This window comes from Pseudomonadales bacterium, from assembly GCA_024234435.1.
Lineage (GTDB): Bacteria > Pseudomonadota > Gammaproteobacteria > Pseudomonadales > Porticoccaceae > JACKOF01.
Genome location: JACKOF010000001.1, coordinates 1,189,402 through 1,207,787, shown reverse-complemented (window position 1 = coordinate 1,207,787; position 18,386 = coordinate 1,189,402). Strand labels below are relative to the sequence as shown.

Here is an 18,386-nt window from a genome sequence, read left to right as displayed (position 1 = left end):
GGAACTAATACTGATAGATAGGCGAAAAAGATATGACAACATTATCACTGGCCGATTGGCAGGGGAAATCGCTTCCAGGGCTGGATAGCCCGGCAATATGGCAGGCATTTTCCAGTGCTGTGGAAGATTTGCAGAAGCTGGTTTGGGATGATCCTCAAATCAATGATGATATGGCGCGCGCTGAGGGTGTGCGTTACCTGAGTCGCCTGTTAGCAGGGGCAATCCCCATGACGCTGGAGGGGTGGGACCCGGATTACCCCTCGCTACTGACATTTCTTTCGTCGCGTATTCAATACGGATTGCCCGCTGCCGATGCCTTGTATCAGTGGGCGCCAATTCATGGTGACCACGTCTACCACATCAAAGGGCTGCGCGGCAGTGCCTACATGATGGATATTGAAACGCGCGTTGGGCACTTTGCCCACGTCAACAACTGGCAGGTGGTTGATAGAAGTAGTGAGCTCAAGGCGAATGCCGACGGCACAATTGATATCGTACTAAGCCGCGACGAGCGTCCTGGGAACTGGGTGAAAATTGCCGACGGACCGGGAGACTTGATCCTCAGGCAATATTTCTATGACTGGTTAAGTGAGGATGTTGCGCAGCTACAGATCTCACGCGAGGGTGCGATTTATCCGCCACCGGCCCTGACCCCGGAGACTATCTCCAAGCGGACACAGTTGTTAATTGATTGGTTACAAATTCTGCCACCTTTTTTTGCTGAGCAGGTGAAACGGTATTACGAGATACCAACAAACACGATGGTCTTTGATGAAGTTTCCATTGGCTGGGCAGAGCTTAGGTATGGCAAGTCTAATTACGAGTGTGGCCCGGATGAAGCACTGATTGTTGAGGTTAAACCACCGAATGCTCAGTACTGGAGTATGCAGCTCTATAGTCAGTATTGGGATGCCCGTGACTGGAATCTGCGACAGACGTCGATTAATGGTTTTCAGGCAGTTTTAAACGAAGACGGTATTTTTCGCGCGGTTATTTCCCACGTTGATCCCGGTATACAGAACTGGCTGGATGCGGGAGGACATCAAACCGGGCTGATTTCCGTGCGCTATTTCCGTGCCGATGAAATCAATGTGCCCGCTATCAAACGGGTAAAACTGGCTGAGATTAAGCACTATTTTAATGATGAAGAGCGATGCATCAGTCCGCAATCGAGAAGTGAGTATCTTCAGGCGCGAGCGGAGTCGGTGATTCGCCGAGGTTGTCTGTAGATGGAAGCCGTATTTGGCTTCGATGAATGATTAACAGATTCAGGTAACAATTTAATGATTAAGGGGAATGAATAATGTCTTATTGCGAAACGCTTTTTTCAACCAAGGGTAAAGTGGCGCTGGTTACCGGTTCTGGAACGGGTATGGGTACAGCCTTTGCTCAGGCACTGGCCAAATCCGGTGCACGTGTTGTTTGTGCTGCCAGAAGACTGGAAAAGGTACAAAAGGTTGCTGACGATATTGTGGCTAATGGTGGCGAGGCTGTGGCTTTTGAGTTGGATATTGGCGATGCAGACAGCGTCAAGCGGGTATTTGATAAGGCTGAAGCAGCTTTTGGAACGGTCGATATTCTGGTCAATAATGCCGGGCAGATTGCTTTTTTGCCGTTCCCGGATGTTGATGATGAAAGCTGGAATAATCTGGTGAACGTGAACTTCAATGGCACGATGCGTATGGCCAGAGAATGTTCAAAGCGTCTGATCGCGGCCGGAAAACCAGGTAGCATTGTTAATATTACGTCTATTACGGGTATGCAGACTTTAAGAAATGTGCCTTGTTACGGCAGTGTGAAAGCAGGGTTAAATCAGCTTACCAAGCAAATCGCTGCCGATCTTCTGGATCACAACATCCGCTGCAACGCTATTGCACCCGGTTATTTCATGACAGAGATGGTGGACTGGTATTTTGAAACCGAGCAGGGGCAAGCTGAAGTGGAACGTTTGCCCGCCAAACGGGTTGGCGACGTTGAAGATCTTGCTGCACCCCTGTTAATGCTTGCCAGTGATGCCGGCAAGTTTGTCAACGGTGTTGTTCTCCCTGTGGATTACGGGCACCAGATGTTACTGGCATAAGGTTAGACTGAACTGATTAAGTTTTCCGAATCACTGGCGTCCGTGTGCTAAACCAACGCATTCTCATGCGTCATCAGACCGGATGTCAGTATGGGAATGGCGGTCAGTAGCTGTTCGGTATAGGGATGTTGAGGTTGTGCAAACAGTGATTCGGTTTGGCCAATCTCAACCAGTTTTCCGTGGTGCATCACGGCAATGCGATCGGCGATATAGCGCACTACCGCGAGGTCGTGAGAGATGAAAAGCATGGTCAGATTGTGTTTCTCCACCAGTGCCAGAATCAACGCCAGAATCTGAGCCTGAATAGTGACATCCAGTGCCGATACCGGCTCATCAGCGACAACCATTTCCGGCTTGGTGGCAATGGCTCGACCGATGGCTATGCGCTGACGCTGGCCACCGGAGAACTCATGAGGGTATTTGCGGATAGCTTTTCGAGCCAGCCCTACATCATCCATTAATGCCAGAACCTGACCGGTGACAGTTTTTCGATTGGCCAGCCCATGATAAAGCAGGGGTTCAGCCAGTGTGTCAAAGACTGTCATTCTGGGGTTCAGAGAGGCGTAGGGATCCTGAAAAATCATTTGCATTCGTCGGCGAACAGGTTTCATTGCCTTGCTGGACAGGTGAGTGAGGTTTGTGCCATCAAAGGTGATATTACCCTCAGTTGTCGATATTAGTTGCAGAATGGCACGCCCCAAGGTGGATTTTCCCGAACCTGATTCACCTACCAGACCAAGAATTTCCCCCCGATTGATTTCCAGAGAGAGATCATCGACGGCTTTGACATAGCGTTGCTGTTTTTTAAACCCGTGGTTAATAGCTTTACTGTGGTCGGGGAACCAGACTCTCAGGTTTTTGATGGCAAGCAGTGGCGGAGTTGTGTGCCTCTGTGGTGGCTTTTCATTCGCTTCCGAGCCAGGTTTTGCTGTACTGGGTATCGATGCCAGCAGTTTTTGTGTGTAGGGGTGTTGGGCGTGGTGAAATATCTGCGCTACCGGACCTTGTTCGACAATTTCTCCATCCTTCATGACGGCAACCCGGTCGGCCAGACCAGAGACTACAGCGAGATCATGGCTGACAAATATAACGCCGATGTCGCGTCGTTGTTGCAGTTCTCTGATCAGTTTCAGTATTTGGGCTTGAATGGTGACATCCAGCGCCGTGGTCGGTTCATCGCAGATCAGTAACTGTGGTTCGGTGATCAGCGCCATGGCAATCATGACTCGCTGGCGCATTCCGCCTGAAAATTCGTGAGGGTAACTGTCGATGCGTTTTTCCGGCTCTACAATACCGACCTCGCCAAGCGCCCGGATCGCTTTGCGGCGAGCCTCTGCACGTGAGCTCTGGTGGTGGTATAGCAGGGGCTCCATAAGTTGTTCGCCTACTTTCATATAAGGGTTAAGGCAAGTCATGGGGTCCTGAAAGATCACGGCAATATCATTGCCACGGATATGGCGAAGAGTCTGCGCATCGGCAGTCAACAGATCTTGACCATTGAAGAGCGCTTTACCGGAGTCAATTCTACCCGGTGGTTGCGGAATAAGGTTTAGCAGACTGTAGCAGGCAACAGATTTGCCGGAGCCAGACTCGCCAACAATAGCGAGTGTTTCGCCTTTGCTGACGTTGAAGCTGATGCCGCCTACTGCTTCGGTGATGCCTTCGCGAGTATGGAAGCTAATGGCAAGATTGGTAACGTCAAGCAGACTCATAAAACATTTAAACCTTTATTAAACAATGTATTGATGCATATTTTTAACAAGTTACATTAATCTTTTGATGCTTTCGGGTCCAGTGCATCCCGCAAACCATCACCTAGAAAATTGAGGGCAAACAGGGTGATGGAGAGAGTTAATCCGGGAAAGACAAGCAGCCATGGATATTCCTCCATGGTCTCAACGCCGTAGGAAATTAACACTCCCCAGGAACTCTGCGGCGGTTGAATTCCCAGGCCCAGGAAGCTCAAAAAAGCTTCCAGCAGCATGACGCTGGGTATGGTCAGTGTCGTGTAGACGATTACCGGCCCCAGCGTGTTGGGTATCAGATGGCGGTAAATAATGGTCCAGTGCGACAGCCCCAGGGAGACAGCGGCTTCTACAAACTCCTGTTTGCGCAGAGTCTGTACCTGGCTGCGTACAATTCTTGCCATGGTAAGCCACTCGACCGCACCAATGGCAAAAAACAACAGTAGAATATTGCGGCCAAAAACCACCATTAACAGGATGATGAAAATAGTAAACGGCAAGGCGTAGAGAATATCCACCAATCGCATCATCACCGCATCGATCTTGCCGCCAGCGAAACCGGCGATGGTCCCCCAAAGAATACCGATAACCAAGGCTACTGCGGTTGCGATAAAGCCTACCATCAGTGATACGCGGCTGCCGTACATGATTCGGGTCAGCATATCCCTGCCAAAAATATCCGTCCCCAGCCAGTGTGCGGCAGAGGGCGGTGAGGCGCCCAATTGCAGGTTTTGCGCCTCGTAGCCGTAGGGTGCAATCCAGGGGGTCAGTAGTGCGATTACGCACATGCCAACGATCACCGCCAGGCCGATGAGCGCTAGCCTGTTTTTCTTCAGGCGTACCCAGGCATCCTGCCACAGTGATGTGCCGCGTTCAGCCTGTGAGAGCTCAGGTGCTTGACCGGCCGGCGTCGTTTGAACGGTTTTCATCAGTTTGCCGCCTGTTGGCGAAGGCGGGGGTTAATCCATACCGCCAGAATGTCAGAAAGCAGGTTAAAGATAATGATTAGTGCAGCAAAGAAAACAGTGGTGCCCATGATCATGGTGTAATCCCGGTTAAAGGCGGCTTGTACGTAGAAACGGCCCAGCCCGGGGATCTGGAAAATGGTTTCCACCACAAATGACCCGCTCAACAGTCCGGCAAATGCCGGGCCAAGGAAAGCCACAACGGGTATCAGACCGCCCCGCAAACCGTGCTTGAGCACAACCACCCACTCTGGTAGTCCTTTTGCGCGGGCAGTGCGAATATAATCCTGTGACATCACTTCCAGCATGCCGCCGCGACTCAGGCGTGCGATATAGGCCGCATAGCCGGAGCCGAGAGTGAGGGCGGGCAGAATTTTGTCACCCGGCAAGTCCCCCCAACCACTGATGGGCAGCCACTCCAGCCAGATGCCAAATACCAGCACCAGCAGTGGCCCCATCAGAAAAGAGGGCATACAGATACCCAGCATGGCCGCAGACATGGGTAGGTAATCCTGCGCTGTGTTGGGACGCAGTGCCGCGATAACCCCGGCAGCTACACCAATGACAATGGCTACCAGCATGGCATACAGCCCCAATTCGGCAGTGGTACCCAGACCGCTGGCAATCAGCTCGTTAACCGTACGCCCCGGATACCTGAATGAAGGGCCGAGGTCACCGTGGAGCAGGTCATCCAGGTACCCCAGATATTGCTGCCAGACCGGCAGATCCAGCTGATACTGCGCCTCCAGAGCTCTTACAACCTCTGGCGGCACGGCCTTTTCGGCGCTGAATGGCCCGCCGGGAGCGGCTCTTACCAGAAAAAAAGTGACGGTAATAACTACCAGTAAAACAGGGATTGCCTGTAAAAGACGACTGAGGACAAAACGGGTCACGGGTGCGCTTCTCCGCCTGCGGCATTCGCATCAAGCCACAAATTTTTGTAAAGAGTGTAATCGAGAATGTTGGCAGACAGCCCCTTGACGCTGGGATGCACCAGGCTTTTACTGGTATAAATATAAAGGGGGATGATCGGCATATCGTCCAGTAACAGAGCTTCAGCCTCTTGCATTAACCTGTAACGTTCGTCACGGGTTTTGGCTCTGGGAGCGAGCTTCAGTATCAGCTCATCATAACGGGGGTTTGACCAGCCAGTGAGATTGTTGCCCCCGCCAGTGACCCACATGTCGAGGAATGTATTAGGGTCAACGTAATCACCAATCCAGCCCGCGCGGGCAATGGTGTAGTCGCCATTTTCAACTGAGTCCAGATATACCTTCCAGTCCTGGTTGTTCAGTGTGATATTGATACCCAGATATTTGTTCCACATTTGCTGAATGGCGACGGCAATTTTGCGGTGCCCTTCAGAGGTGTTATAGAGCAATTCAGTTGCCGGGAACCCCTTGCCATCCGGATAACCGGCATCAGCCATTAATCGGCGGGCTTTCTCCGGGTTGAACTCAAACCCCGGTTTAGCGCTGTAACCCAGTGTGTCGGGGGGGGTAAAGGTGTCGGCGGGTAGCTCACTCCCCTTGGTGACGTGTGCAACAATTTGCTCACGATCGATAGCCATGGCCAGCGCTCTGCGCACTCGTTTATCGCGCAGGTGGGGCTGTTTGGTATTAAAGCGGTAGTAATAGTTGCCCAGATAAGGCTTGGCATGGAGCAGGTGAGGTTTCTCTTTTTGATACACGGCTACTTTGTCAATGGGTATGCTGGCCGTATGGTGCAGTTGGCCTGCGCGAAACATGCGCTCTTCTGTTGTGATGTTTTCAGTGGGGTGAAAGTGAATTTGATTCAGCTGGACGGAATTGGCATCCCAGTAGTAGGGGTTTCTTTCTACCGATACCAACTTGTTAATCTTCCAGTCCTTGAGTTGAAATGGGCCGTTACCTACATAGTTACCAGGGCGCGTCCAGAGGCTGCCGCGTTGAGCCGGATTGCCGAACTTTTCGAGAGTCGCCCGATGTACGGGAAACATGCTGTAGTGGTCCAATAGCTGCAAAAAATAGGGTGTAGGATGGTTTAGTTCGACCTGTAGGGTGAGCTTGTCGAGTACCTTGATGCCCACCTGATTAAAATCGGTAATTTCCTGTTTTAGGTAGGGCTCGGCATTCTTGATGGGGAAATACATGTACGCATATTGATTACCCAGCTTCGGTTGTAGTGCTCGCCACCAGGACCAGGCAAAGTCTTCCGCAGTGACCGGATCACCATTGGACCAGCGAGCATTATCTCGCAGGAAAAAAGTGTAGATTTTGCCGTCATCACTGATTCTCCAGCGTTCAGCGACACCGGGTATAGGCTCCAGTGTCTCCGGGTTTTTGAGTACCAGACCTTCCAGCAGCGCAGTGATAATGTGATGCTCAGGTATGCCGGTGACGATGTGGGGGTCCAGTTCCTGTGGATCTGTGCCGTTGCCCCAGTGCAGAATGCCCTCGCGATTACCTGTGATAACGTTATTTTCGTGTTGCCCGCAGCCATGTAGCCATGTAACTGTGATTGTTATCAGAATGGGAAGGAGTATTTTCAGGGAAGGTGTTGTCACCAGAGTGTTTTCCGCCTTGTTGTGGGCATTAATTCAGCAGGCCCTATGGTAGGCAACCTGATAGAGGTTGGCTACCCCTGCTGATTAAATTAGAGACGGTTGAAATCCGTTAATTAACTGCCCATAATGCGGCCCCTCAATGGTGGCCCCTGTTGGTCCCCTCGCAATAATCAGCTGTGAACCCCGCCAGGCCCGGAAGGGAGCAACGGTAGCAGTGACATTATGTGCCGGGGTGTGGCTGATGGGGGTTGCCACCCTTTTATCGGATAGAAGGGTACGTTGATCAAAAAATGATGCCGATGTCATGTTTCGGTCACATTTTTTTGTTACAAAGCATTTGCGTTTAAAAGGAGGTAAATAAAATGTTTTTTCGCAAAATTTTTGCAGTCTGTTTTCTTCTGGTGGTTGCCTTGGCGGTAACAGCTCAGTCGCCAGTGATCGGTTGAACTGATTGTCCGTCGCAGTAGCAATCGGCTAAACAAATTTTTGTCAAAAACAAGCCCCTGTCGGGCTTGTCATAATGACAGTCTGCTTTTCTGCTTACCGGATTGAAGCCACCGGTAACTGGTGAGCTGGTTACCGGTGACTGAAAGCGGAATTAAGCAAAGGTCTTGCTCTATTCGCTCTGGGGACTTGTTTTTTCCGACCTTTTCTGATGTTTTTCTCTCATTTTTTCCCTCGCCGCATCTGCTTCTTCCTGTGAGAGAACACCATCTCCATTACTGTCCATTTTGGTAAATCTTTCGCGGCGTCGTTCAGTGCTGCGGATCAGCGCCTGCTCATGTTCATCAAGGCTGATCAGTCCGTCCTTATTGGTATCCATCATTTTAAACATTTGTCTGCCGTGATCTTTCATAGGGCGAGGGGGTTCATCGCCTTTTTGTCCGGCCCAGGCAAGTGCCGTCAAGGTTGTTGCCGCTATGGACAGAAACAAGACTGACTTATGCATAGTGATACTCCATTTTCTTGAGGTTGTTTGGGGTTAAGTTGCCAGTTTGCCTTGAGGAAACGTCTATAACAGGATCCGGTTGACAGGCCATCATGTTTTGTTGGCGTCAAAGCGATGCCGGGGTAATTTAAAGGGGTTACCCAGTGGCAGGGTAAGGCCGTATAATGCCGTTTCGATTGTCTATTTGGTGTTTTCTGTGAGTTATCAGGTTCTTGCCCGCAAGTGGCGTCCACGTATCTTCAGCGAAATGGCGGGGCAGGAGCATGTACTGCAGGCGCTGATTAACGCGCTCGATAATGACCGTCTTCACCATGCCTACCTGTTCACTGGCACCCGGGGTGTGGGGAAGACCTCTATTGCACGCATCCTGGCCAAATGCCTTAACTGCGAGCAGGGTGTCAGCTCTACACCTTGCGGCGAATGCGGTGCTTGCAAGGGAATTGCCGAGGGCCGTTTTGTTGACCTGATTGAAGTAGACGCTGCCTCGCGTACCAAGGTGGAAGATACTCGGGAGCTGCTTGAGAATGTTCAGTATGCGCCAACGGCAGGGCGCTACAAGGTGTACCTGATCGATGAGGTACATATGCTCTCTGGCCACAGCTTTAACGCCTTGCTGAAAACACTTGAAGAACCTCCGCCACATGTCAAGTTTTTGCTGGCAACTACTGATCCCCAAAAATTGCCAGTTACCATACTGTCTCGCTGCCTGCAGTTTAATCTCAAAAACCTCAGTCCAGAGCGAATTGTGGAACACCTTCAGTTTGTCCTGGGCGAAGAGAAAGTACCATTTGAAGAAAGTGCGCTTTGGTCTCTCGGTCGCGCTGCAGACGGCAGTATGCGCGATGCCCTGAGTCTGACAGACCAGGCAATCGCACACGGCGGCGGCAAGCTGACCGAAGAAGAAGTTGGCGCGATGCTGGGCACCATTGATTTGTCGGCAGTGATTGATATAGCAACTGCCCTCGCAGACAGGGACGGCGGGAAAGTGCTGGCACTGGTCGATGATATGGCTGAACACGCGCCTGACTTCAGCTCGGCTCTGGCGGAGTTATTGTCCGTCTGGCACAGGGTTGCTGTTGCTCAGGTCGTTCCTGATGCGCTTGATAACCGGCATGGGGATCATGACTCAGTGATGGCTCTGGCCGTAAAACTTCCCAAAGAAGATGTACAGCTTTTTTACCAAACGGCACTGCTTGCACGCCGCGATTTACCCCTGGCACCGGATCCGAAGGTGGGGTTTGAGATGGCGCTGCTGCGAATGCTGGCCTTTCAGCCGCAATTATCTGAAAAAGTTGATCCTCCGGCTGTTGCTACACCTGCCCACGAAGTTCTGTCGCAGGAGGTGGCAGCTTCCGTAAAAAAGCCTGAAACTGTTGTTGAGCCAGAGCCAGAGCCAGAGCCAGAGCCAGAGCCAGAGCCAGAGCCAGAGCCAGAGCCAGAGCCAGAGCCAGAGCCAGAGCCAGAGCCAGAGCCAGAGCCAGAGCCCAGAGTAGTTGGTTGTGACGAAATTAGCGCGTCGGAAACTTTGCCGATTACCGCTGAAAGTGACGAGTCTGGTATGGTTTCTGAAACGGCTGTTGAAACAGCTCCGGATACCGGGCCGAATCATGAGGCAGACAAGTCCGCTCAAACACACATGGAGACACCCACCCAGCCTGGCGTACCACCGGCAGTGAACGATGCGGGAGAACGACTCACCTTGCAGCAGTTAATGCCTGAAAACTGGCGCAGCGTCTATCTCGGACTGGCTGTCGGTGGTGTGATTCAGAACACAGCTGCCAATCTGGTACTGCTTGAGAAAAGTGGCAACCAGCTTCGCTTTCAACTGGATATTGATAATAGCTCCCTGTATGAGGAGGCGCACTCGGAGCGTCTTGCGAAAGCGTTAACAGCGTATTTTGGTGAGCCTGTCGAGATACAGATTGACGTCGGTGAAGTGAGTGCAGAAACACCCCAAGCCACAACACTGAGGTTGCGGGCAGAGCGTCAGGCTGCCGCAGTTGAAAGTATGAAAAACGATGAAAATGTTCAACAGATCATTGCCCGGTTTGACGGCAGGCTTCTGGAGAACACTATTAAACCTTTAGATAAAGTGAAATTATAGACATATTAAAATTATGAATATCAATGACTTAATGAAACAAGCTCAAGTAATGCAGCAAAAAATGCAAGAGATGCAGGAAGAGGCGGCTAACGCTGAAGTTATTGGCGAAGCCGGTGCAGGCATGGTCAAGGTGGTGATGACAGGTCGGCACGATGTGCGCCAAGTAACCATTGATCCCGACCTGATGAAAGAAGACAAGGAGTTGCTGGAAGATCTACTGGCTGCTGCTGTCAACGATGCTGCAAGAAAAGTCGAAGAGGCTACCCAGAAACGGATGGGCGATCTCACTGGTGGCATGCAGATGCCTCCTGGATTCAAGATGCCTTTCTGAGCGCTGTATACCTGGCAATATTGTCAGCTCCTTAAAACTCCACTGGAAGAGATAACGATTGTTTAGTCCACTGATTGATGAATTGATAGATTCACTTCGATGTCTGCCCGGCGTTGGGCCAAAATCTGCCCAGCGCATGGCATTGCAGCTGCTTGAGCGGGACAGAGGTGCAGCATTGCGTCTGTCCAGTGCTATTGCTGAAGCTGCAGAGCACATTGGTCGCTGCCAGCAATGCCGAACCCTGACGGAGTCTACGCTCTGTAATATTTGCCGTGATCCCCGAAGGGAAGAGCAGCTGCTCTGTGTGGTGGAAACGCCTGCCGATGTATTTGCCATTGAACAAAGTGGCAGTTATCGCGGACGTTACTTTGTGCTGCTGGGACATCTTTCCCCTCTGGATGGTATCGGTCCGGAAGCCATCGGCATTGATCAACTAATGGAGCGGATCAGTAACGAGGACATTCAGGAGCTGATTCTGGCGACCAATTTGACGGTTGAAGGTGAAGCGACGGCTCATTACATCAGTGAACGTGCCAAGCAGAAAGGTGTTTCTGTGAGCCGTATTGCTCATGGTGTGCCGTTGGGTGGCGAGCTGGAATATGTCGACGGCGGAACCCTTTCCCATGCATTCAGTAGCCGCAAACAGGTTTAATTGATGCCTTCAATACCTGTCATGGAAGAGCCGCTGATGGTGGAGAGCAATCAGGCCCTGGCTGACATTGCCCGGCAATGGCAGTGCTCCAGTATGCTGGCGGTGGATACTGAATTTATTCGCACAGATACCTTTTACGCTATTCTTGGATTGATACAGGTCTCTGATGGTTCGGGTTGCTGGCTGATAGACCCTCTGACGATAACGGACTGGCAACCACTCAAGAATCTTTTACAGGATCAGCGCATTATCAAGGTGTTCCACGCACCGTCGGAGGACCTTGAAGTATTAAATCAAACCATAGGCTGTCTTCCACAACCCCTGTTTGATACTCAGGTGGCAGCAGCGCTGGCTGGTTTTGGTTTTTCACGAGGTTATAGCGCGTTGGTAAAAGTGTTGTTGGACATAGAGCTTGAAAAGCATGAGACTCGTTCAGACTGGACACGCAGGCCATTGTCAGAAACTCAAAAGGCGTATGCCGCCGAAGATGTACACTACCTGGCCATGATTTACCCTATGCTGGAACAGCGTCTGCAAGCGCTGGGGCGCAGCCAATGGCTGGTGGACGATATGCAACTTCTCGCAGATAAAGCCAGCGAACCCGATTGTACTGAGCTATATTATTTAAAGGTGAAGTCCGCCTGGCACTTAAAGCCAGCAGGGGTGGCATTGCTGCAACGCCTTTGCATGTGGAGAGAACAGGAGGCTCGCCTGAGGGACAAGCCTCGCAGCCGGATTGTCTCGGATAAGGTCTTGCTGGAAGTCGCGTTGCACTGGCCAGCCAACATGAATGAATTGAGTGTACTGCATGATATGCACCCACGCGTTTTACGAATGTACGGTAGCAAGTTGCTGAGTTTGGTTGTCGAGTGCCGGAGTCTGTCTGAAAGCAGCTATCCGGAGCTGTTGCCACAGCCTCTGCCGCGAGAGTGCGGGGCTGCGCTGAAAAGGCTGCGGAAAAAACTGATGGGGGTTGCCGAACAACTGGACTTGCCAGCGGAAATCATTGCCCGCAAAAGAGATCTGGAAGCCTTATTGCGTTCGGTGTATGAGACAAACCAGCCTCGGCTACCGGCCTCATTGTGTTCCGGGTGGCGCAACGAGGTAGTAGGGCAGGCGCTTTTGGAAGAAGCAGAGAGAATCGCAAAGCAGCAATGAGCGATGCAGATTAACCTGTTGTGGTAAAAAGCTATGAAAAAGTTGTGCTGTGTCTATAAAAGTCCACGTGAAGAAGCCGTATACCTCTATGTGGATAAAGAAGAAGGGCTAGCAAGAGTGCCTGAGGCTTTACTTAAAAAATTTGGAGAGCCTGAACTGGTGATGATAATGGCTCTGAGCGAGGAAAAAAAATTGGCTCAGGCCGACCCGGTAAAAGTGCTCAAGGCCATAGAGGAACAGGGTTTTTACCTTCAAATGCCGCTGACACCTGAACAATATATGATGCAGTTGCGTAACCAGAATACCAAGCTTTGAACTGATTTTCGGATAGGCTGATCTCTTGTGAACAAACCATTCTGGCAGGTAAAGCGTATGGCCGAAATGACTTCCGGCGAATGGGAGTCCCTTTGTGATGGCTGCGGGAAGTGTTGTCTGTTGAAGTTTGAAGATGAGGATAGTGGGGAGATTCATTTTACCGATGTCAGCTGTGAGCAGCTGAATATTGAAAGCTGTCGCTGCAAAAACTACGCTAAACGCTTTGTTCTGGTACCGGACTGCCTGAGTCTACAGCCGGATAACATCCTGCAGATTACCAGCCTGCCGCAGAGCTGCGCCTATCGTTTGCTGGCTCTGGGTGAGTCGCTGCCGGATTGGCACCCACTGGTTTCAGGTGACTCTGATTCGGTCCATAAAAGCGGTCATTCGGTGCGTGGTCGCGTAATGTCTGAGCAATATATACACCCGAGTGATATCGATCGGCGTATTATTCAGTGGGTCCAATAAATTTCAGGAACAACAACATGTATACAGCAGAAAATTATCTCTGGGGCCTGGTGGCCTATTACCTCGGTGCTGTGCTGGTGTTGTTCTGCTGCTGGTATTTTCGGCGCTGGATTGGCTGGCGCCCTGTCCGTCATCTGTTGCTGGTGTTGATATCTGTTGTTCTGTTACTGCCATTCAACGCTTACCCCGATATGGATTATCTTGCTCCCGCCTGGTTTATCAGCCTATTTGAGGGCATAACGAAGTCGACTGATGAGGGATATTTGCGCGCAGGCGTTCCGCTTATTGTCGCTTGCTTGGTGGGAATAATCTGTTATGCCACAGGGTCAACTATTTGGTTTTTTCGGTCTGGCAAAAAAGGTTCTGAAAAACGAATGTCGACAGATCCTCTGGAAGAAAATGAGAGCCGAGAAGAAAACTCTGGTAACGCGCCATAAACGATATGGTAAACGGTGAGGCAAGCTTTGATTAATTGTGATTTGCCATCATTGCGAGCAAAGCAGCTCGATCCCATTAGCTGAATGGCAAGATCTTTTAGGTTGCCGCGTTATTTCATTTCTGAGTCTGCCCCGCGAGTAAAGCGAGTGCCCTGGGTAGACGATGTCTTAATTAATCAGAGGCCCCTCAAATGTAGCAGTAATACCGGGAATACTTAATTTGGAATAACGCTTTCTTTTTATCATATATCTGAATATTCTTTTTGACTCTGTATTACTTGCTCTAGAATCTGCGCATCTGGAAGCTACGGGGAAGTAGACTTTGGAATGGCAAGGCTGGATATCATTGTTACTCACGGCAGGCGCATTGATTGTCCTGACGTTTACTCGTATTGGTCCTCATTTAGTCATGATGTCCGTCTTGAGCGCACTGAGCGCACTCGGTATTTTGTCCGCGACTGAGGCGCTGGCGGGATTTGCCAATGCCGGATTGATTACTGTTGCAGCAATGTTTGTGGTTGCAGCGGGAATTCATGGGTCTGGCGGAGTAGACTTACTCGTAAATAAAGTTCTGGCAAAACCCACATCGGTGAGATCAGCCATGGGCCGTATTTTGGCACCTGTTGTTTTGTTGAGTGGTTTTTTGAACAACACCCCGGTAGTGGCAACCATGATCCCGGCGGTTCACGCATGGTCTCGTAAGATCAATATTCCTCCTTCAAAGTTAATGATACCGCTCAGTTATACCGCCATCCTGGGTGGAACACTTACCATGATCGGTACAAGCACCAACCTTGTAGTGAATGGACAGTATCAAGCCCTTACCGGTCAAGCGGGTTTTTCCCTGTTCTCAATCACAACCGTAGGCATTCCGGTTGCCCTCGCTGGATTAATTTTTATGTGGTTGTTTTTCCCTCGTTGGCTGCCAGATCGCAGTGATAAAAATGTCTTTGGCAATTTGCGTGAATTTACCCTGGAAGTCTCTGTTGCATCTGGTGGCCCATTGGTCGGGAAAACAGTGGTGGAGGCGGGCCTGCGACATTTGGGACGTGTTTACCTAGTGGAAATTGAACGGCAGGGAACGATAGTTACAGCAGTGTCATCGGAAGAAAAGCTACAGGGTGAAGACAGATTAGTATTTGCAGGAGACACGCAGGCGATTTCTGATTTGCTGCGAATCGATGGCATTATTCCCTCCGCTGAAAATGGGCAGTCAAGCGAGCTAATAAATAATCGCGCAGAACGAAGACTGGTAGAAGCAGTCGTATCACCCCATTGTGCGGCAGTTGGTCAGGCAATTCGTGATGCACGTTTCCGGGATCGCTACGGCGCCGTAGTATTGGCAGTTGCACGGCACGGCGAACGCGTTAAAGGAAACCTCGGTACAATAAAGCTTGAAGCAGGCGATAATTTACTTCTGGAAGCAAGGCCCGCGTTTGTAAGTCGCCAACGCTATAACAAGGATTTCCTTTTAATAAATGATCTCGACGTCGAAGCACCTCGACATGATAAAGCATGGCTAGCCTGGGGTATTCTCTTTGTCATAGTGGCTGCTGCAGGGCTAGATATTATTAGCATGCTCAATGCAGCTTTAATCGGAGCAGGACTGATGCTTGTCAGTGGTTGCTGTACGGTAAGCCAGGCAGAAAAAAGCTTGGATTTAACGGTAATTATTACCATTGCGGCTTCGTTTGCATTGGGAGCGGCACTTCAAAAAACAGGAGTTGCCGAATTTCTTGCGTTGAATTTTATTGACCTCAGCAGTGGTAGACCCTGGCTAATGCTAATCCTTACTTATATTACAGTGTCGTTATTGACAGAGATGATCACCAATAATGCAGCCGCAGTTTTGATGTTGCCGATCGTCCTGGAAGTAACGGAAAAAGCACAACTGAATAACGAACCATTTATTTTTGCCATTATGATGGCAGCTTCAGCAAGTTTTGCCACTCCGCTGGGATACCAAACCAATTTAATGGTTTATGGGCCAGGCGCATATCGTTTTACTGATTTTTTAAAAGTGGGTATACCCATGAATGTGTTTGTCGGCGGTGTAACTTTGCTTGTTTTACTTTTGGGTTGGCCGTTGCAATAAAAATGAAGCTTGGGAGAAGCTCGGTGTAAAAACAGCCATGATCAATGCACCCCATGCATATGTTTTTTCAGTATGGGGGAAGCAACTAACAGCACAATACCAATGCTACATCCTATCCAAAACAGGCTGGTGAACAGTTCGTTGTAATTGCCTAACGCTGTTGCGACATTCACAACTTCTCCCGCTTCAATATCGACTGCTGCAATTTTGGCCAACTGTACGGCAACGAATTCGGAATAGGCCGTTGCCAGAAACCAGCAACCCATCATAAAACCCACAATACTAGGCACAGACAATTTGGTTACTGCTGATAGGCCAACAGGTGAGAGGCAGAGTTCGCCGGTAGTATGGAGCAGGTAAGCCAGTACCAGCCAGATTACGGCCACTTGCCCGCTTTGGTCGGGCGAATGAATGCCGATGACTAATGCCCCAAAACCAAGCCCAGCCTGCACGATGCCAAGGCCAAACTTGACGGGTGTGGAGGGTTCTTTGTTTCGTTTTCCGAGAAAAATCCAAAGTGCGGCAAATGCCGGAGCCAATAACATAATAAAAAAGGGGTTCAATGCGCCGAACTGCGCAGCAGTCACCTCAAAGCCGAGAATATGTCGATCGACAATACGGTCAGCAAACAATGTCATAGAAGCTGCGCTTTGTTCAAATAGAGCCCAGAAGACAACAGTGGAAAAGGTTAGAATCATCAACACACTCATGCGGCCTCGCTCAACGCGGTTGCATTGAGTGATTAAAAACCAGAGCAAGGCAATGACGACTATGACGGCTAATCCGTTTAATGCCCAGCCCACAACGTGTGAGACTTGTATCATTTGCCATAGACCAAACAACGCGAAAAAAGATAACAGGTAAATTGACACTTCCAGGTTGATACCCGGAAAGACTTTTTTCTTGAGTTTGTTCGGGTCTGCGGGTTCGGCATAACCACGCAAGTGCTTTTGACCCGATAAAAAGATAACCAGGCCGATCACCATACCGATGCCGGCTGCACCAAACCCATATCTCCAGCCTAGGGTTTCGCCGAGATACCCGCATAACAGCGTTGCCACGAATGCACCGATATTGATACCCATATAAAAAATAGTAAACCCGCCATCGCGGCGGGGATCATTAATCTCGTAGAGTCGTCCAACAATGGTGGAGATATTGGGCTTGAGAAAGCCGACACCAACCACAATTAATGCGAGTGAGAAATAGAATACCTGCAATGCGCCAGTATCACGCATAATGATGTTGTTATAACGATGAGCCTGCACACCTTCGACCGCCATCCCCAAATGTCCGGCAACGAGCAGGCAACCGCCAAACACCACCGCTTTTCTCATGCCCAGATAACGGTCTGCCAGTAACCCGCCGATAACAGGAGTGGCATAAACCAGCGCTGCGTAGCTGCCAAGCACGTCGAGCCCCATGGTGTCTGTAAACAGGTGATGTTTTGTGAGGTACAGTAATAACAGATATTTCATGCCATAGAAGGAGAACCTTTCCCACATTTCAGTGGCAAAGCAGATATAGAGGCCTTTTGGTTGTCCCCAGAGGGTATCATTAATGGTCATGTGCTTCCCTGTTATTCGGTTTTTTATGGTAACAAAAAAATTCAACTGTAACGCCGCTGGTGACCGGTTGCTCAAATCGCTAGAATAGGCGGCTTGTATTTGAATGATAATGATTGAGACTTAGCTATGAATTTTACCGGTACTGAACGATATGTCGCCACTGAAGATTTACAGATGGCTGTCAATGCGGCTGTAACCTTACAGCGACCATTGCTGATCAAGGGTGAGCCTGGCACAGGCAAGACCATGCTGGCTGAAGAGGTGGCCGAAGCTCTGGGAAAACGATTGATTCCCTGGCATATCAAGTCGACAACTAAAGCCCAACAGGGGTTGTATGAATATGACGCCGTGTCTCGCCTGCGAGATTCACAGTTGGGCGATGGAAAAGTTCACGATATTGGTAATTACATTAACAAAGGCAAACTTTGGGAAGCATTTGTTGCTGATGAACAGGTGGTGTTGCTGATTGATGAAATTGACAAGGCTGATATTGAATTCCCCAACGACCTGTTGCTGGAACTCGACAAAATGGAATTTCATGTTTACGAGACAGGTGAAACGGTGAAGGCGGTCAATCGCCCAATTGTGATCATTACCAGCAATAACGAAAAAGAGTTGCCGGACGCATTCCTGCGCCGTTGTTTCTTCCATTTTATTAATTTTCCGGATCGCGACACCATGCAACAGATTGTTGATGTACATTTTCCGGATATCAAAAAGACACTGGTTGATGAAGCCCTCGATATGTTCTTCGAGGTGCGAAAAATTCCTGGGTTAAAGAAAAAACCGTCGACCTCGGAGCTGATTGACTGGTTAAAACTGTTACTTTCAGATGATATCCCCGACGAGATACTCACTGACCGGGACCCGACCAAGGCTATACCGCCACTTTATGGCGCACTGTTAAAGAACGAGCAGGATGTGCATCTGCTGGAGCGGCTGGCATTCATGGCTCGAAGGGAACACGGCTGATT

General features: G+C 50.0%; 17 protein-coding genes and 1 other RNA gene. 12 read left to right on the top strand and 6 right to left on the bottom strand.

Annotated elements, in window-relative coordinates:
* Nucleotides 1–32 precede the first annotated feature (32 nt).
* Both H7A02_05560 and H7A02_05555 read left to right on the top strand, forming a co-directional pair.
* Nucleotides 33–1,229 carry a DUF1214 domain-containing protein gene (locus tag H7A02_05560; GenBank protein ID MCP5171717.1) on the top strand — a complete coding sequence of 399 codons (1,197 nt, stop codon included), beginning with the start codon at nt 33–35 and terminating at the stop codon, nt 1,227–1,229.
* A 74-nt stretch (nt 1,230–1,303) separates the two neighbouring features.
* Nucleotides 1,304–2,080 carry an SDR family oxidoreductase gene (locus H7A02_05555; protein MCP5171716.1) on the top strand — a complete coding sequence of 259 codons (777 nt, stop codon included), beginning with the start codon at nt 1,304–1,306 and terminating at the stop codon, nt 2,078–2,080.
* 47 nt (nt 2,081–2,127) lie between these two features.
* On the opposite strand, the gene H7A02_05550 is transcribed toward H7A02_05555, so the two are convergent.
* The 4 genes from H7A02_05550 to H7A02_05535 are packed head-to-tail and all read right to left on the bottom strand — an operon-like array spanning nt 2,128 to nt 7,320.
* Nucleotides 2,128–3,792 carry an ABC transporter ATP-binding protein gene (locus tag H7A02_05550; GenBank protein ID MCP5171715.1) on the bottom strand — a complete coding sequence of 555 codons (1,665 nt, stop codon included), beginning with the start codon at nt 3,790–3,792 and terminating at the stop codon, nt 2,128–2,130.
* 56 nt (nt 3,793–3,848) lie between these two features.
* Entirely contained in the window at nt 3,849–4,754 is a 906-nt protein-coding gene (locus tag H7A02_05545; protein ID MCP5171714.1) for an ABC transporter permease, read from the bottom strand.
* Entirely contained in the window at nt 4,754–5,683 is a 930-nt protein-coding gene (locus H7A02_05540; protein MCP5171713.1) for an ABC transporter permease, read from the bottom strand. Before H7A02_05540 ends, H7A02_05545 begins: the two co-directional genes overlap by 1 nt.
* Nucleotides 5,680–7,320 (bottom strand): peptide ABC transporter substrate-binding protein, encoded by a 1,641-nt coding sequence (locus H7A02_05535; protein ID MCP5171712.1) that lies wholly within the window; start codon nt 7,318–7,320, stop codon nt 5,680–5,682. Before H7A02_05535 ends, H7A02_05540 begins: the two co-directional genes overlap by 4 nt.
* Nucleotides 7,321–7,485: 165 nt before the next feature.
* Between H7A02_05535 and ffs the strand changes: the two genes are divergently transcribed.
* An RNA gene (gene ffs / locus H7A02_05530) (signal recognition particle sRNA small type) lies at nt 7,486–7,582 on the top strand.
* A gap of 369 nt (nt 7,583–7,951) precedes the next feature.
* Here the strand turns inward: ffs and H7A02_05525 are convergent.
* Nucleotides 7,952–8,284 carry an EF-hand domain-containing protein gene (locus H7A02_05525; GenBank protein ID MCP5171711.1) on the bottom strand — a complete coding sequence of 111 codons (333 nt, stop codon included), beginning with the start codon at nt 8,282–8,284 and terminating at the stop codon, nt 7,952–7,954.
* 196 nt (nt 8,285–8,480) lie between these two features.
* Between H7A02_05525 and dnaX the strand changes: the two genes are divergently transcribed.
* The 8 genes from dnaX (at nt 8,481) to H7A02_05485 (ending at nt 15,844) form a co-directional block, all read left to right on the top strand.
* On the top strand, nt 8,481–10,388 hold the full coding sequence (dnaX, locus tag H7A02_05520; GenBank protein ID MCP5171710.1) for a DNA polymerase III subunit gamma/tau: 1,908 nt from the start codon (nt 8,481–8,483) through the stop codon (nt 10,386–10,388).
* 13 nt (nt 10,389–10,401) lie between these two features.
* Nucleotides 10,402–10,719 (top strand): YbaB/EbfC family nucleoid-associated protein, encoded by a 318-nt coding sequence (locus H7A02_05515; protein MCP5171709.1) that lies wholly within the window; start codon nt 10,402–10,404, stop codon nt 10,717–10,719.
* A 58-nt stretch (nt 10,720–10,777) separates the two neighbouring features.
* A complete protein-coding gene (gene recR / locus H7A02_05510; protein MCP5171708.1) occupies nt 10,778–11,371 on the top strand; it encodes a recombination protein RecR in 594 nt (197 codons plus the stop codon).
* Nucleotides 11,372–11,374: 3 nt separating this feature from the next.
* A complete protein-coding gene (gene rnd, locus H7A02_05505; GenBank protein MCP5171707.1) occupies nt 11,375–12,529 on the top strand; it encodes a ribonuclease D in 1,155 nt (384 codons plus the stop codon).
* A gap of 33 nt (nt 12,530–12,562) precedes the next feature.
* Nucleotides 12,563–12,844, top strand: coding sequence for a YcgL domain-containing protein (locus H7A02_05500; GenBank protein MCP5171706.1), 282 nt, complete (start codon nt 12,563–12,565; stop codon nt 12,842–12,844).
* A 27-nt stretch (nt 12,845–12,871) separates the two neighbouring features.
* The gene (locus H7A02_05495) at nt 12,872–13,312 is read left to right on the top strand and encodes a YcgN family cysteine cluster protein (GenBank protein MCP5171705.1); all 441 of its coding nucleotides are present in this window, start codon (nt 12,872–12,874) and stop codon (nt 13,310–13,312) included.
* 17 nt (nt 13,313–13,329) lie between these two features.
* Nucleotides 13,330–13,749, top strand: coding sequence for a hypothetical protein (locus H7A02_05490; GenBank protein ID MCP5171704.1), 420 nt, complete (start codon nt 13,330–13,332; stop codon nt 13,747–13,749).
* A 322-nt stretch (nt 13,750–14,071) separates the two neighbouring features.
* Nucleotides 14,072–15,844 carry an SLC13 family permease gene (locus H7A02_05485; protein MCP5171703.1) on the top strand — a complete coding sequence of 591 codons (1,773 nt, stop codon included), beginning with the start codon at nt 14,072–14,074 and terminating at the stop codon, nt 15,842–15,844.
* Nucleotides 15,845–15,885: 41 nt separating this feature from the next.
* Here the strand turns inward: H7A02_05485 and H7A02_05480 are convergent, their stop codons facing one another.
* Nucleotides 15,886–17,412, bottom strand: a complete 1,527-nt coding sequence (locus H7A02_05480) for an MFS transporter (GenBank protein ID MCP5171702.1) — start codon at nt 17,410–17,412, stop codon at nt 15,886–15,888.
* A gap of 126 nt (nt 17,413–17,538) precedes the next feature.
* Here H7A02_05480 and H7A02_05475 point away from each other — a divergent pair, with 126 nt between their 5' ends.
* On the top strand, nt 17,539–18,384 hold the full coding sequence (locus H7A02_05475) for a MoxR family ATPase (GenBank protein MCP5171701.1): 846 nt from the start codon (nt 17,539–17,541) through the stop codon (nt 18,382–18,384).
* The last annotated feature ends 2 nt before the right edge of the window (nt 18,385–18,386 follow it).

Excerpts from the sequence above, each read along its gene's own strand:
- H7A02_05560 (MCP5171717.1), top strand. The coding sequence starts at position 33 with ATGACAACATTATCACTGGCCGATTGGCAGGGGAAATCGCTTCCAGGG.
- H7A02_05555 (MCP5171716.1), top strand. The coding sequence starts at position 1,304 with ATGTCTTATTGCGAAACGCTTTTTTCAACCAAGGGTAAAGTGGCGCTG.
- H7A02_05550 (MCP5171715.1), bottom strand. The coding sequence starts at position 3,792 with ATGAGTCTGCTTGACGTTACCAATCTTGCCATTAGCTTCCATACTCGC.
- H7A02_05545 (MCP5171714.1), bottom strand. The coding sequence starts at position 4,754 with ATGAAAACCGTTCAAACGACGCCGGCCGGTCAAGCACCTGAGCTCTCA.
- H7A02_05525 (MCP5171711.1), bottom strand. The coding sequence starts at position 8,284 with ATGCATAAGTCAGTCTTGTTTCTGTCCATAGCGGCAACAACCTTGACG.
- H7A02_05515 (MCP5171709.1), top strand. The coding sequence starts at position 10,402 with ATGAATATCAATGACTTAATGAAACAAGCTCAAGTAATGCAGCAAAAA.
- rnd (MCP5171707.1), top strand. The coding sequence starts at position 11,375 with ATGCCTTCAATACCTGTCATGGAAGAGCCGCTGATGGTGGAGAGCAAT.
- H7A02_05500 (MCP5171706.1), top strand. The coding sequence starts at position 12,563 with ATGAAAAAGTTGTGCTGTGTCTATAAAAGTCCACGTGAAGAAGCCGTA.
- H7A02_05490 (MCP5171704.1), top strand. The coding sequence starts at position 13,330 with ATGTATACAGCAGAAAATTATCTCTGGGGCCTGGTGGCCTATTACCTC.
- H7A02_05480 (MCP5171702.1), bottom strand. The coding sequence starts at position 17,412 with ATGACCATTAATGATACCCTCTGGGGACAACCAAAAGGCCTCTATATC.
- H7A02_05475 (MCP5171701.1), top strand. The coding sequence starts at position 17,539 with ATGAATTTTACCGGTACTGAACGATATGTCGCCACTGAAGATTTACAG.